Annotated in this window: 15 protein-coding genes; 9 read left to right on the top strand and 6 right to left on the bottom strand. The window is 59.4% G+C overall.

The genetic code is table 11. The features are described from left to right. Window positions 1-39: 39 nt before the first annotated feature. From cspC to yebF, 5 genes are all read left to right on the top strand, one after another. Window positions 40-249 (top strand): cold shock-like protein CspC, encoded by a 210-nt coding sequence (gene cspC / locus L085_RS14620; protein ID WP_044031059.1) that lies wholly within the window; start codon window positions 40-42, stop codon window positions 247-249. 147 nt (window positions 250-396) lie between these two features. Next, a complete protein-coding gene (gene dbpA / locus L085_RS14625; protein WP_031299688.1) occupies window positions 397-1779 on the top strand; it encodes an ATP-dependent RNA helicase DbpA in 1383 nt (460 codons plus the stop codon). A gap of 88 nt (window positions 1780-1867) precedes the next feature. Beyond that, entirely contained in the window at window positions 1868-2191 is a 324-nt protein-coding gene (locus L085_RS14630; RefSeq protein WP_004927565.1) for a YebG family protein, read from the top strand. A gap of 39 nt (window positions 2192-2230) precedes the next feature. Continuing rightward, window positions 2231-2539 (top strand): N(4)-acetylcytidine aminohydrolase, encoded by a 309-nt coding sequence (gene yqfB, locus L085_RS14635; RefSeq protein ID WP_004927562.1) that lies wholly within the window; start codon window positions 2231-2233, stop codon window positions 2537-2539. 71 nt (window positions 2540-2610) lie between these two features. Further along, window positions 2611-2970: a protein YebF gene (gene yebF, locus L085_RS14640; protein ID WP_004927560.1), complete on the top strand. Its 360-nt coding sequence runs from the start codon at window positions 2611-2613 to the stop codon at window positions 2968-2970. 57 nt (window positions 2971-3027) lie between these two features. Here yebF and L085_RS14645 read toward each other — a convergent pair whose 3' ends face one another. The 5 genes from L085_RS14645 to mdtH all read right to left on the bottom strand — a co-directional run bounded on the left by L085_RS14645 (window position 3028) and on the right by mdtH (window position 7719). Then, window positions 3028-3591, bottom strand: coding sequence for a lipoprotein (locus tag L085_RS14645; protein WP_004927555.1), 564 nt, complete (start codon window positions 3589-3591; stop codon window positions 3028-3030). A gap of 152 nt (window positions 3592-3743) precedes the next feature. Continuing rightward, entirely contained in the window at window positions 3744-5384 is a 1641-nt protein-coding gene (locus L085_RS14650) for an AarF/UbiB family protein (protein WP_044031060.1), read from the bottom strand. A 32-nt stretch (window positions 5385-5416) separates the two neighbouring features. Then, window positions 5417-6064 (bottom strand): glutaredoxin 2, encoded by a 648-nt coding sequence (grxB, locus tag L085_RS14655; protein ID WP_015378146.1) that lies wholly within the window; start codon window positions 6062-6064, stop codon window positions 5417-5419. A 127-nt stretch (window positions 6065-6191) separates the two neighbouring features. Further along, complete coding sequence (locus L085_RS14660; RefSeq protein ID WP_004929632.1) at window positions 6192-6440, bottom strand: hypothetical protein; 249 nt, start codon at window positions 6438-6440, stop codon at window positions 6192-6194. Between the two features lie 73 nt (window positions 6441-6513). Beyond that, window positions 6514-7719: a multidrug efflux MFS transporter MdtH gene (gene mdtH, locus L085_RS14665; RefSeq protein WP_033632833.1), complete on the bottom strand. Its 1206-nt coding sequence runs from the start codon at window positions 7717-7719 to the stop codon at window positions 6514-6516. 346 nt (window positions 7720-8065) lie between these two features. Between mdtH and rimJ the strand changes: the two genes are divergently transcribed. The 4 genes from rimJ to murJ all read left to right on the top strand — a co-directional run bounded on the left by rimJ (window position 8066) and on the right by murJ (window position 11862). Next, complete coding sequence (rimJ, locus tag L085_RS14670; protein ID WP_004929636.1) at window positions 8066-8650, top strand: ribosomal protein S5-alanine N-acetyltransferase; 585 nt, start codon at window positions 8066-8068, stop codon at window positions 8648-8650. Window positions 8651-8659: 9 nt separating this feature from the next. Beyond that, window positions 8660-9307 carry a DUF480 domain-containing protein gene (locus tag L085_RS14675; RefSeq protein ID WP_044031061.1) on the top strand — a complete coding sequence of 216 codons (648 nt, stop codon included), beginning with the start codon at window positions 8660-8662 and terminating at the stop codon, window positions 9305-9307. After that, window positions 9300-10220, top strand: coding sequence for a Gfo/Idh/MocA family oxidoreductase (locus L085_RS14680; RefSeq protein ID WP_044031062.1), 921 nt, complete (start codon window positions 9300-9302; stop codon window positions 10218-10220). Before L085_RS14675 ends, L085_RS14680 begins: the two co-directional genes overlap by 8 nt. A 106-nt stretch (window positions 10221-10326) precedes the next feature. Then, window positions 10327-11862 carry a murein biosynthesis integral membrane protein MurJ gene (gene murJ, locus L085_RS14685; RefSeq protein ID WP_044031063.1) on the top strand — a complete coding sequence of 512 codons (1536 nt, stop codon included), beginning with the start codon at window positions 10327-10329 and terminating at the stop codon, window positions 11860-11862. Between the two features lie 62 nt (window positions 11863-11924). On the opposite strand, the gene argS is transcribed toward murJ, so the two are convergent. Beyond that, window positions 11925-13655 carry an arginine--tRNA ligase gene (gene argS / locus L085_RS14690; protein WP_015378141.1) on the bottom strand — a complete coding sequence of 577 codons (1731 nt, stop codon included), beginning with the start codon at window positions 13653-13655 and terminating at the stop codon, window positions 11925-11927. Window positions 13656-13969: the final 314 nt, after the last annotated feature.

Genomic DNA, 13969 nt, shown 5'->3' on the forward strand with positions numbered 1-13969 from the left:
GTGCCGTCAAGGCAGGTTTATCAAGTAAAGGAAACACAAATGAGCAAGATCACTGGTCACGTTAAATGGTTCAACGAAAGCAAAGGTTTCGGCTTCATCACGCCTGCCGACGGCTCTAAAGACGTTTTCGTTCATTTTTCCGCTATCGTTAGCGATGGTTTCAAGACTCTGGCTGAAGGCCAGCGGGTTGAATTCTCCATCCAGGACAGCCAACGTGGCCCAGCTGCAGCCAACGTCGTTGCGATTTAACGACTGAGCCGCCAAGAAACCCGCCGCCGGCGGGTTTTTTTATGCCCGCTGCCCGTAACGCCGCCCATCTCTGTTATCATTTACCGCTGATTCGGCGCCAACCTGCGGGCGCGCCGCCATTCCATTCGTCATATAAGAGTTATCGCCGTGAGCACAGTTTCTTTTTCTTCCCTGCCTCTGCCAGCCGAACAGTTGGCCAACCTCAACGAACTGGGGTACGCCAAAATGACGCCGGTGCAGGCCGCCGCGTTGCCCGCTATCCTGCAAGGGCGAGACGTGCGCGCCAAGGCGAAAACCGGCAGCGGCAAAACGGCGGCATTCGGCATTGGCTTGCTGAATAACATCGTCGTTACTCAGGTTGCCACGCAGGCGCTGGTGCTCTGCCCCACTCGCGAGTTGGCCGATCAGGTGAGCAAAGAGCTGCGTCGCCTGGCGCGTTTCACGCAAAACATCAAAATTCTGACGCTGTGCGGTGGCCAACCGATGGGGCCGCAGCTCGACTCGCTGGTGCACGCGCCACACATCGTGGTGGGGACGCCGGGGCGCATTCAGGAGCATCTGCGCAAGAAAACGCTGCTGCTGGACGAGCTGAAGGTGTTGGTGCTGGATGAGGCCGACCGCATGTTGGATATGGGTTTCGCCGACGATATCGACGATGTGATCAGCTACACGCCGCCGCAGCGTCAGACGCTGTTGTTTTCCGCCACTTATCCGGCGGGCATCGAACGCATCAGCGAGCGTGTTCAGCGTCAGCCGCTGAGCGTCGAAGTGGACGATGACGAAGCGCAGACCGCTATCGAACAACGCTTTTATGAGACTACGCGCGAGCAGCGTCCGGCGCTCCTGGTGTCGGCCATTCGCTACCATCAACCCGCGTCCTGCGTGGTGTTCTGCAATACCAAGCGCGATTGTCAGACAGTGCTTGAGGCCCTGGAGGCCCGCGGCATCAGCGCGCTGGCGCTGCATGGCGATCTGGAGCAGCGCGACCGCGATCAGGTGTTGGTGCGCTTCGCCAATCGCAGTTGCCGAGTGTTGGTGGCGACCGACGTCGCCGCTCGCGGGCTGGACATCAAAGAGCTGGAGCTGGTGGTTAACTACGAACTGGCGTTCGATCCCGAAGTGCATGTGCACCGTATCGGCCGCACCGGCCGCGCCGGCATGAGCGGGCTGGCGATCAGCCTGTGCACGCCGCAGGAGATGGCGCGGGCGCATGCGATTGAAGACTACCTGCAGATGACCGTCGATTGGGCGCCGGTGTCCGAGCTGAGCGGGGCGGCCAACGGCTCGCTGGAGGCAGAGATGGTGACGCTGTGCATCGACGGCGGCCGCAAGGCCAAGATCCGTCCCGGCGATATCCTTGGCGCGCTGACCGGCGATGCCGGGCTGACGGCGGCGGAAGTGGGCAAGATCGACATGTTCCCGGTGCATGCCTACGTCGCGATCCGTAAAGCCAGCGCGCGCAAGGCGCTGCAACAGCTGCAACAGGGCAAAATCAAAGGCAAGAGCTGCAAGGTGCGGCTGCTGAAATAAGCCGAAGGCGGGCGGCGGTTTGCCCTCCCGCCATTATCTATTTATACTGTATGTAATTACAGTTATTTGAGTATTTGAGGACGCACGCATGGCGGTTGAAGTTAAATATGTGGTGGTGAGAAACGGTGAGGAAAAAATGACTTTCGCGAGCAAGAAAGAAGCCGACGCCTACGACAAAATGCTGGATCTGGCGGATAACCTCGGAGAGTGGCTGCAACAGGCGCCGCTGAACCTGGACGACGAACAGCGTGAAGGGCTGAGCTTCTTCCTGGCAGAGAATAAAGATGCGCTGGGTCTGATTTTGCGCGGCGCTTCACCGGCGGAAACCCTCAAGAAACCGGCGGAAGCGAAAGCGAAAAAAGCGGCCTCTAACTCAAAAGAGGGATCTGCGTCAGAAAAGCAAGCGGCATAATGACTTATGTTGCGGTGTTGTGATGAAAAAGGATCTAAAATGAGCCGTGAAATAACTTTCTTCAGCCGCTTTGAGCAAGATATTCTGGCCGGGCGCAAAACCATCACCATTCGGGATGCCAGTGAGTCGCACTTCGAACCGGGCGAGGTATTGCGCGTAAGCCGCAATGAAGACGGCGTATTTTTCTGCTTTATCGAAGTGCTGTCGGTAACGCCGGTGCGCCTGGACGCGCTGACTGAACGCCACGCACAGCAGGAGAACATGTCGCTCGGCGAACTGAAGCAGGTGATCAAGGAAATCTATCCGGGCCTGGATGCGCTGTTTGTCATCGAGTTCGTCAAACGGTAAACCCTTTGCCGAAACCCTGTTGTGAGCCAGGGATGGGCGCCCGGATAGCGCTAATCACAACGGGAGGAGACATGAAAAAAACGGGTTTGGCTATCGCCTTGTTGGCCATGATGGGAGCATCGACTGCGGTGTGGGCGCAGGATCACGAGCAGCGCGCCGCCAAGGTGGGGCAGTGTGCGGGTCTGCAGCCGGCGGATATCGCCGCCCAGGTCAAGCGCGACTTCTTGCAGAACCGCATCACGCGCTGGGAATCGGACAAAAAGCTGCTGGGCACCGCCACCCCGATCGCCTGGGTCAGCCCGGATGCCATCAGCGGCAAGGATCAGGTGTGGCAGGTGCCGTTGACGGTGCGTGGCACCAAGGCAGATAAAACCTACAACGTGACGCTTAATTGCAACACCGGCGAAATCGCCTACAGCGCGCCACAGTAACGCTTTTTTGGCAATAAAAAGCCCGCCTGGCGGCGGGCTTGATGTCCCCGGACGGCGTCAGTCGCTGAACGGAATCACCAATTCACCCGGTTTCACTTCCAACCCTTTCGCCAGTTTTTTCGCCAGCGCTTCGGTTTTGCTGTTGTCAGGATTCAGCACATAAGCCGGCTTTTGGTCGAAGTAAGACTTCAGTGACTGGTTCAGATATGGCGTCAGCGCTTTCATCACCGTCTGCATTTTTTCCGGCTGCACGCTGTAATCGGTCAGTTCCATGTCTTTCAGGTAAATGGCGCCCTGTGCGCGGTCGTAAACCGGCTGCGCTTTCAGCGTCAGCTTCAGATCCGCCGCCTGCGGGCCGAGAATCGACGTGATGTTGACCTTGGCGTCGCCGGAAAGGGTGACTTTACCCGGCTCGCTGCGGCCGATCTGGCTTTGCAGCTGCGTCAGCACGATGTTGGCGTCCACCAGGCCGGGCACGCCGATCTGCTTCTGATAGTCGTTATGTTTCTGCAGGTAATCATTCACTTCCTGCTCGCTCAGGGTGTACTGGGTCAGTTGATTGCAACCGGCCAATACGCCGGCGAACAGCAGGGCGGCTGCGCCCATCAGGATCTTCTTCATTAATGCCTCATTGCGACTGCTGGCGAAAAGTGCTGCAGATAATTGATTAATCATTATAAACGTTCCGCCTGCGCGTGAAAACGGCAGGCAGCGATGTGCAGAGGATAGTGCGCGCAAAAACGGGCGACACCTATCGGATAACGCCGAAAGCGTCAGCGCCGCAATCGCAGCGCCAGGAGGATCACGCCGGCCAGGCAGGCCGCGGCCCCCAACAGCGGGAACAGCGGAATGCCCCACAACTGCAGTGAGGAGTGCATCAGATAAGGCGCCAGGCCCAGGGCGAAAGCGGCGGTGACAATGGCGATAGCCAGGGTGACGGCGGCGCGTTCCAGCGCTTTGCTCAACTGGCCGAGATTACTGACGTTGATATCGGCATTGAGCTGCCCGCGTTTTAGGCGGCGCACCAACAGCCGCAGGGTTTGCGGCAGTTCTTCCCCGGCGTCGAGCGCTTCCCCGCCCAGGGCCAATAACCGTTGGCGCACGGCGTCAGGGGCATAGCGTTGCAGCACCGTTTGTTGCAGCATCGGTTTGAGCGTGGCGACGATGTCGAAGGCGGGATCCAATCGGTGCAGCACGCCGTCGGCGGTGATTAACGCCTTGAACAGCAGCACCAGATCGGGCGGCAGCGCCAACTGGTGTTCACGCGCCATCACCAGCAGGTCGGTCAGAGCCTTGCCCAACGTCAGGGTGGCGGCGGCCTGTTTGTCGAGAAAGTTTTGCGCCGCCAGCTCCAGATCCATCAGATCCAGCGGTTCGCTGTCCGACCAGGCGATCAGCGTGTTGACGATGCCTTCGGACTGACGATCGGCAATGGCCTGCAGCAGCAGAAGCAACTGATTGCGCCGCCGCTCAGACAGTTGGCCCACCATGCCGAAGTCGATAAAGCCGACGCGGTCACCGCTCAGCGCCATGACGTTGCCGGGGTGAGGATCGGCGTGGTACAACCGATGCTCCAGCACCATGCTCATAAAGGCGCGCGCGCCGCGTTGCGCCAGCAGTGGGCCGTCAAAGCCCGCCGCCGCCAATTGCTGAGGGTTCTCCGGCGCGGTGCCGGGCAAGTACTCCTGCACTAACAGGCGCGGGGAAGACCATTGCCAATAGATTTTCGGCACGACCACATCGGGTTCATGCGCGAACATCCCGGCGACGCGATCGCAGTTATGCCCTTCGTGAGTCAAATCCAGCTCATGATTCAGCGCCGTCGCCAGCGCTCTGACCATCTGCCGCGGCCGATAGCGCGCCAACGCGGGGCTCTGCTGCTCCACGGTTTCCGCCAGCGAGGCCAGCAGCCGCAGATCGGCATGGATGGTTTTCGCCAGGCCGGGCCGCAGCACTTTCACCACCACCTGTTCGCCGTTGTGCAGGCGTGCGCGGTAGATTTGCGCCATCGACGCCGCCGCCAGCGGCGTGCGATCGAATTCGGCAAACTGCTGCTCGGGTTCGCCGCCCAGATCGGCGATGATTTGCGGCGCCAGTGTCTCCCATGGCAATACCGCCGCTTGGCTGTGCAGGCGATCCAGTTCGTCGGTCCAGGCCGGATCCAGAAGATCAGAACGTGTGGCCAGGATTTGGCCGAATTTGACGAAGGTCGGGCCCAGCGCCTCGAGCGCTTCGCGCAGCCGCTCGGGCAGGGTTTGTGCGTCCTGTTGGGCGGATCCAGCGCGGGCGCCGCGCAGCAAAGCCCCCAGGCCCAGCAGACGCAGAACGTCTTGCAGGCCGTAACGAATCAGAACGGAGGTAATTTCCTTCAGCCGCGCCCGATCGCGAGCGGTGGCGAGCACCATTTTCAGCATCAGTACGCCCTATCCTTTGGGTTATTCAAACGTTATTGTTCCATGTCCAGCAGCAACGGCACCTCGCAGCGCTGCGCCATGCGGTTGCGGTAGGTTTCCACGTTCTCCGGCAGCGCAACCCCGGCGACGATCGACAACGAGCGCAGCAGCGGGAACAGGTGGATATCGTCCTCAGACAGTTCGCCGTTTACCGCTTCGGCGGAGACGATCAGCGGTGACAGGGTTTGCAGATCGGCCTCCAGCTGGGCGATCAGATCGGCGCTGTTGGCGAGATGCTCGGCGAAATCACCGATTGACCCCTGCTTTTTATCGATAAAATAACGGCGGGCGCTGTCGGTGGCGAACTCTTCGAAATCGGCATGCGCAATACGCGGCAACAGCAATTTTGCGCTGTACCCGCCGACCCGCTGCAGCCACTCGGCAATGGCCGGGTTGGTGCGGCCGGTCAGCACCGGCTTGCCGTCCAGGTTATCGACATAGCGCACGATATCCAGGCTTTCCGGCATCGCTTCGCCGTTGTCTTTGACCAGGATAGGCACCATTTTTTGGCCGATCAGATTGAACGGAGTCGTCTCATCGTCGTTGAGCAACGTGACCAGACGAATCGGCAGACGTTTCAGGCCAAAAATCATGCGGGCTTTAACGCAGAATGGGCAATGATCGTAAATGAACAGTTTCATGCTTGCTCCGGGTTGTCAGGTTTTAACAGCAATAGTTACCACAGCTTATCGAGGCTGTCTTGACGTGCGTGTGTTGGATGGTGCGTTATTGCGATATTGCCCGCGCACCGGCGCGGGCTAGGGGGCGTTATTTCTTGGCCGGTACCGAGTTGAGCACATCGATCAGGTGAATGCGAGCTTCTTCCAGGTCGATTTTGTCACGTTCGTTGGCGGCGGTGACGACCTGCAGCTGTTTGATAATATCGTTTTTCAGGCCGGCGTCGCTGGCGAGGATATGGGCCAGGGCCTTTTCCACCAGGGTGGAACGCGCATAAATCATGCGCAAGTTCAGTATCATATGTTCGAGTAGTTGCGGTAATTTTGCTTCTTCACTCATGCCGACGGGCTCCTGTGGGGGTTTTTACTAACAGGATAGCAGCTGTTGCCGATTCGGCCGGATTTCTATGGCGTTAACCGCCGCGCAGCATCATCGATGCACTGCGCCGCGGGCTGAACTGCCAGTACAGCGCCAGCAACGTAGCGAAGCCCACTGCCCCAAGCAGCAACCAGGGTAGCTCCGGCATGTTCATCGTGCGTCCGGTATCGTACATCCAGCCGCCGCCGGTGTAACCTAACGCGCCACCCAGCGCCAGACCAAGGCGGCTAAAGCCCATATAGCTGCCACGCGCACGTGGATCGGCCAGCGAAGCGCTCAGCGTTTCGCGCGCCGGTTCGGCGATGATCGAACCCAGGTAGAAACAGCAGATCAGCGTGAACACGCCTTGCAGGCTGCTGGCAAGGCCGATCGGCAGCAGGCTGAGCGTCATCAGCAGCAGGCCCGCCATCAGGCGCTGCTCAAGCCGGAAGTGTTTTTCTCCCCAACGCGCCAGCGGATAGAGCAGCGACAACGACAGCGCCGCTTCAATCGCATACATCCATTTCACCGCCGCCGGTGAGCCGGCGATTTCATTGACCACGATCGGCAGCATCAGCATCACCTGTACCGCCAGCATATAGTAGCCGGTCAGCGTCAGGACATAGGTGAGGAAGCGGCGATCGCGCACGACCCGCAGCATGCCTTCTTTCATCGGCACGCGCACGGTTGAGATGCGGTAAGCCGGCAGTAGCCAGGCGTTCCAGCCGGCGGCCAGCACGAAGATCGCCGCCCCGACCCAGCAGACAAAGTGGAAGTCGTACTGCAGCAGCCAACTGCCGATCAGCGCGCCGACGACCGCGCCGGCGCTGTCCTGCATCATCAGCAGCGAGAAAAAACGGCCGCGTTCGTGCGGGCGGGTCAGCTTGATCACCAAAGCGGTGCGCGGCGGATCGAACAGCGTGCCGCCGAGGGCGGACAGTGCGCAAGAGAACCACAGGATCCAGGGGGCATCGGCCATCGCCATGGTGGCGAAACCGGCGGCGCGCAGCAACATGCCCGTGACGATCATCGGTTTGGCGCCGAAGCGATCGGCGATGGCGCCGCCAAAGATGCCGAGCCCTTGTTGCAGCAGCTGACGCAAACCCAGCGCGATGCCGACGATCAGCGCCGCCCATCCCAATTGATCGACGAAGCGGATCGAAATAAGCGGAAAAACGACAAAGAAGCCTAAAACCACCAGCAGGTTGTCGAGCAACAGAAAATATTTACCCAAGCTGCGCGCTTGCGACACCAGAGACATGCATCACCATGAGCAATTAAGAGAGAGGGGGAAGGCAACCCCACCATTCTCTACCCAATTGCCGGACGGCGACAGGGGCGGAGTAGATAATATTTTTTTATCGTCAAGGTGTTACCTGTGCTGCAAAATGGGCGGAAAAACGCCGTAAAACGCGTATTCGGCGATTTACTGAGCGACCGAGGTTTTACCTCGGGGGCGGGCTACGGTTATATTGAATGCAGGGAAGTGCGGTTCTGAAGCGCTATTGGCAAAATAAAATCATGCCATCAGATCGGCATCGGATGATTATCCACGCGGCTTCCCAATAAATACTTCTTATCGAACCGTTTTGACTGCGGGGGAAATGATGTTCGGCTACCGCTCTGCATCGCCAAAAGTACGTCTTACTACCGACCGGATGGTGGTCCGTTTAGTGCATGAACGGGATGCCTATCGTCTGGCGGATTATTATGCCGAGAACCGAGCCTTTCTCAAACCCTGGGAGCCGGTACGCGACGAAAGCCATTGTTATCCTTCCGGCTGGCAGGCGCGTCTGGGGATGATCGCTGAAATGCAAAAGCAGGGCAGCGCCTACTATTTTATCCTGCTCGATCCAGAAGAGCAGGAAGTGCGCGGCGTGGCGAACTTCAGCAACGTGCTGCGCGGTTCGTTTCACGCCTGTTTCCTCGGTTATTCGCTGGGGGAGAAATGGCAGGGACAGGGGCTGATGTTCGAAGCCTTGCAGTCCGCCATCCGCTATATGCTGCGCCAACAGCGCATGCACCGCATCATGGCCAACTATATGCCGCACAACCAGCGCAGTGGCGCATTGCTGACGCGTCTGGGATTCGAACGCGAAGGTTACGCCAAGGATTACCTGCTGATCGACGGCCAGTGGCAAGACCACGTTTTGACGGCATACACCAATAAAGAGTGGCTACCCCCACGTTGAGGCCAAACGATGAAATATGAATTGAACGCCAAAGAGGCTCGGGTTATCGGCTGCCTGTTGGAAAAACAGGTCACGACCCCGGATCAATACCCGCTTTCGCTGAATGCCATTACGCTGGCATGTAACCAAAAAACCAACCGTGAACCGGTGATGGATCTGAGCGAAAGCGAAGTGCAGCAGCTGCTCGATCTGTTGCTGCGCAAACATTTATTGCGCACCCTCAGCGGATTCGGCAACCGGGTAGTGAAGTACGAACAGCGGTTTTGCAACTCCGAGTTCGGCCAACTGAAACTTACGCCCGCCGAACTGGCGGTGATCGCCACCTTACTGCTGCGCGGCGCGCAAACGCCCGGCGAGCTGCGCACCCGTACCAATCGGATGCACGAGTTCAGTGATGTCAACGAGGTCGAACAGGTGTTGCAACAGCTGGCCACGCGAGAAGATGGCCCGTTCGTGGTGCGCCTGGCGCGTGAGCCGGGCAAGCGCGAAAGCCGATTCATGCATCTGTTCAGCGGCCAGATTGATGAAGCGCCGGCGGCGGCGTTCGAATCCGAGTTCGACGGCGAACTGAGCGCCAGGGTTAGCGCATTGGAAAGCGAAGTGGCGGAACTGAAACGGCAGTTGCAACATCTGTTGGTGAGGGATGCGAATGACTAAATTGCGTGTAGGCGTGGTGGGATTGGGCAGTATCGCGCAGAAGGCTTATCTGCCAATCCTCGGCCAGGCGGCGGATTGGACGCTGGTGGGCGGTTTTTCGCCCAATCAGCAAAAAGCGCAGCCGCTGTGCGACAGCTACCGCATGGCCTGTTTCTCCCGGCTGGACAGCCTGGCCGAACAGTGCGACGCGGTCTTTGTTCACAGCAGCACCGCCAGCCATTTTTCAGTAATAGGCGAGCTGCTGAACCGCGGCGTGCACGTTTACGTCGATAAACCGCTGGCGGAGACGCTGGAGCAGGGCGAGCAGTTGCTTGAGCTGGCCGAGCGGCGAAGCAAAACGTTGATGGTGGGGTTCAACCGGCGTTTCGCGCCGCTTTACCGGCAGCTCAAGCAGCAAATGAACCAGCCGGCCTCCATTCGCATGGATAAACATCGGGCGGACAGCGTCGGCCCGCACGATCTGCGTTTTACCCTGTTGGATGATTACCTGCACGTGGTGGACACGGCGCTGTGGCTGGCGGGCGGCGGCGAGCAACTGCTGAGCGGCAGCGTGCGCGCCAACGCCGCAGGCGAAATGCTGTACGCCGAGCATCACTTCGCCTGCGGCGATACGCAGGTGACGACCAGCATGCATCGCCGCGGCGGCAGCCAGCGCGAAAGCGTGCAGGCGGTGACAGACGGCGCGCTGTATCAGTTGACCGATATGCGCCACTGGCTGCGTGAAGATGCGCAGGGCGAGTTGGAACAACCGGTGCCGGGCTGGCAAAGCACGCTGGTGCAACGCGGCTTCGACGGTGCGGTGCGGCATTTCCTTGATGCCGTCGCCAATCAGAGCGCGCCGGAAACCGGCGGCGAACAGGCGCTGCTTGCCCAGCGGGTGGTCGAGCGTTTGCTGCGGGATAACTCTATGTAACATCTGGCGGTAGCTATTCTTTTCCGGATGCGTAAACTGAGCCGATTGTTTCACTGACGCCTGCTGTTGCAGGCGTTGATATTTACGGTACCTATCAGACAACCACATGAACCTACTCAAATCCTTGGCTGCCGTCAGCTCGATGACGATGTTTTCGCGGGTGTTGGGCTTTGCCCGCGATGCGATCGTCGCGCGGGTGTTCGGGGCCGGCATGGCAACGGACGCCTTCTTCGTGGCGTTCAAACTCCCGAATCTGTTACGCCGTATCTTTGCCGAAGGGGCATTTTCGCAGGCCTTCGTGCCGATCCTGGCCGAATACAAAAGCCAGCAGGGCGACGAGGCGACACGCACTTTTATCGCCTATGTCTCCGGGCTGCTGACGCTGGTGCTGGCGGTGGTGACGGTGCTGGGGATGTTGGCCGCGCCCTGGGTTATCTATCTCACCGCGCCGGGCTTTACCGATACGCCCGACAAGTTTGCCCTGACGTCGGCGCTGCTGCGCATCACATTCCCCTATATTCTGTTGATCTCGCTGGCGTCGCTGGTGGGGGCGATCCTCAATACCTGGAACCGCTTCTCGATCCCGGCCTTTGCGCCAACGCTGCTTAACGTCAGCATGATTGGCTTTGCGCTGTTCGCCGCGCCGTATTTCCACCCGCCGGTGCTGGCGCTGGCGTGGGCGGTGGTAGTGGGCGGCGTGCTGCAATTGGGCTACCAGCTGCCGCACCTGCGCAAGATCGGCATGCTGGTGCTGCCGCGCATCAAATTGGGCGATGCCGGAGTCTGGCGGGTAATGCGTCAGATGGGGCCGGCGATCCTTGGGGTGTCGGTCAGCCAAATCTCGCTGATCATCAATACTATCTTCGCATCGTTCCTGGTATCCGGCTCGGTGTCCTGGATGTACTACGCCGACCGCCTGATGGAATTTCCTTCCGGCGTGTTGGGCGTAGCATTGGGTACCATCCTGCTGCCGTCGCTGGCCAAAAGCTTCTCGAGCGGCAACCACGATGAATATTCGCGCCTGATGGATTGGGGGCTGCGCCTGTGTTTCCTGCTGGCGCTGCCGAGCGCCATCGCGCTGGGCATTTTGGCCAAACCGTTGACCGTCTCGCTGTTCCAGTACGGCAAGTTCAGCGCCTTTGACGCGGCGATGACGCAACGCGCGCTGGTGGCTTACTCGGTAGGGCTGATGGGGCTGATCGTGGTTAAAGTGCTGGCGCCGGGCTTCTATTCGCGGCAGGACATCAAAACGCCGGTCAAGATCGCTATCATCACGCTGCTCATGACGCAGGTGATGAACCTGGCGTTTATTGGTCCGCTGAAGCATGCCGGCCTGGCGCTGTCGATCGGCTTGGCGGCTTGCCTGAACGCCTCGCTGCTGTATTGGCAGCTGCGCAAGCAGAAGATCTTCCAGCCACAGCCGGGTTGGGCGCTGTTCCTCACTAAGCTGGTGATCGCCGTGCTGGCGATGTCTGCGGTGCTGATTGGCGTGATGTGGCTGATGCCGGCCTGGGATCAGGGCAATATGCTGGAACGTTTGCTGCGTTTGGCGGCGGTGGTGGTGGCCGGTGTGGTGGCCTACTTTGGCGTGCTGGCCGGGTTGGGCTTCCGCCCGCGTGATTTTGCGCGCCGCGTCGCCTGAGCCGAATGCAAGAACAAAAAAAGGTCGCCTTGGCGACCTTTTTACTTTCCGCGCGGTGCGGTTTACATACGTTCGACGGTTTCGATGCCCAGCGTATCCAGGCCGGTTTTCAGCGTTTTAGCGGTCAGCAGCGCCAGCTTCAGGCGGCTCTGACGGGTTTCTTCGCTGTCGGCGTTCAGGATCTGGCAGTGCTCGTAGAAGCCGGAGAACAAGCCGGCCAGATCATACAGGTAGCTGCACATGACGTGAGGCGTGCCTTCACGTGCGACGGTGGTGAGCACCTCTTCGAACTGCAGCAGGCGGGTAGCCAGCGCAATCTCACGCTCTTCGGTCAGCGTCAGCGGCAGTGTCAGGCTGCTTTCGTCGATCCCGGCGCGCTTGAATACCGATGCCACACGGGTATAGGCGTATTGCATATAAGGCGCGGTATTGCCCTCGAAGGCCAGCATGTTGTCCCAGTCGAAGACATAGTCGGTGGTGCGGCTTTTCGACAGATCGGCGTATTTCACCGCGCCGATGCCGACCACGCGGGCCACGGTCTTCATTTCGTCTTGCGGCATATCCGGGTTTTTGCCGGCGATCAGCTGTTCGGCGCGTTCGATGGCTTCATCCAGCAGATCGGAGAGCTTCACCGTGCCGCCCGAGCGGGTTTTGAACGGCTTGCCGTCTTTGCCCAGCATCATGCCGAACATGTGGTGTTCCAGCGAGACGGACTCCGGCACGTAACCGGCTTTGCGCACGATGGTCCAGGCCTGCATCAGGTGCTGATGCTGGCGGGAGTCGATGTAATACAGAACGCGGTTGGCGCCCAGAGTTTCGTAGCGATACTTGGCGCAGGCGATATCGGTGGTGGTGTAGAGGTAGCCGCCATCCTTTTTCTGGATGATGACGCCCATCGGGTCGCCGTCCTTGTTCTGGTATTCGTCGAGGAACACCACGGTGGCGCCTTCGCTTTCCACCGCCAGCCCTTTGGCTTTCAGATCGGCGACGATGCCCGGCAGCATCGCGTTATACAGGCTTTCACCCATCACGTCGTCTTCGGTCAGCGTGACGTTCAGTCGGTTATAGGTCAGCTGGTTTTGCGCCATGGTGATGTCGACCAGCTTGCGCCACATTTTCAGGCAGTACTGATCGCCGCCCTGCAGCTTCACGACGTAAGCGCGCGCGCGCTCGGCGAACTCGGCGTCTTCGTCGTAGTGTTTCTTGGCTTCGCGATAGAACTGTTCCAAATCGGACAGGCCCATGTCGCTGGCGTTTTCGTTCTGCATTTTTTCCAGATAGGCAATCAACATGCCGAACTGAGTGCCCCAGTCACCGACGTGGTTGGCGCGAATCACTTTATGGCCCAAAAACTCCTGGGTACGCGCCGCGGCGTCGCCGATGATGGTGGAGCGCAGGTGGCCGACGTGCATCTCTTTCGCCACGTTCGGTGCGGAGTAGTCGATAACGATGGTTTGGGGCTCAACCGGCGCAATGCCCAGCTTCGGTGCGTTCAGCACCTGATCGGCCTGGCGGGCGACCCAATCGCTGTTCAGGAAAATGTTGATAAAGCCGGGACCGGCGATTTCCACTTTACCGGCGACGTCGCCGAGATCCAGCAGTTGCACCACTTTTTCCGCCAGCTGACGGGGCGGCATGCCCAGCTTTTTGGCGACTGACATCACGCCGTTGGCTTGGTAATCACCAAACTGCGCCTTGGCGGAAGGGCGGACCTGCGCTTCGCAATCGGCTGGCGCGCCAGCGGCGATCAGCGCCTGGCTGACTTTATCTGAAAGAAGAACCTGAATATTCACCGGGTTACCTTAATGACGAACGAGGGGCTGAAGCCAGCCCCTGCGGGATTCAACGGTGGCGGGCGCGATGGGCGACCGCCACAAAACAGCCTGTAATTGTAACCGATCTGACGGAGCCCGTCAGCAGTTGGCGCGGCCGCTGCGATGAAACAGTTGTCGAGGGCGGCGCGTTGATTGCCGGAAGGTGAAAGCAGAATGATCTGAACAGAATGTACGAAGGGGAGAGTTGCGAAGCTAGCGCTTTTTATTTCGGCGACCGGCATCCAGCGTGTTGGCGCTGCGTGATTTGAAATGACGGTAGATGGCGTATACGG

It is taken from the genome of Serratia sp. FS14, assembly GCF_000695995.1.
In the GTDB taxonomy this organism is placed as follows: Bacteria; Pseudomonadota; Gammaproteobacteria; order Enterobacterales; family Enterobacteriaceae; genus Serratia; species Serratia nematodiphila.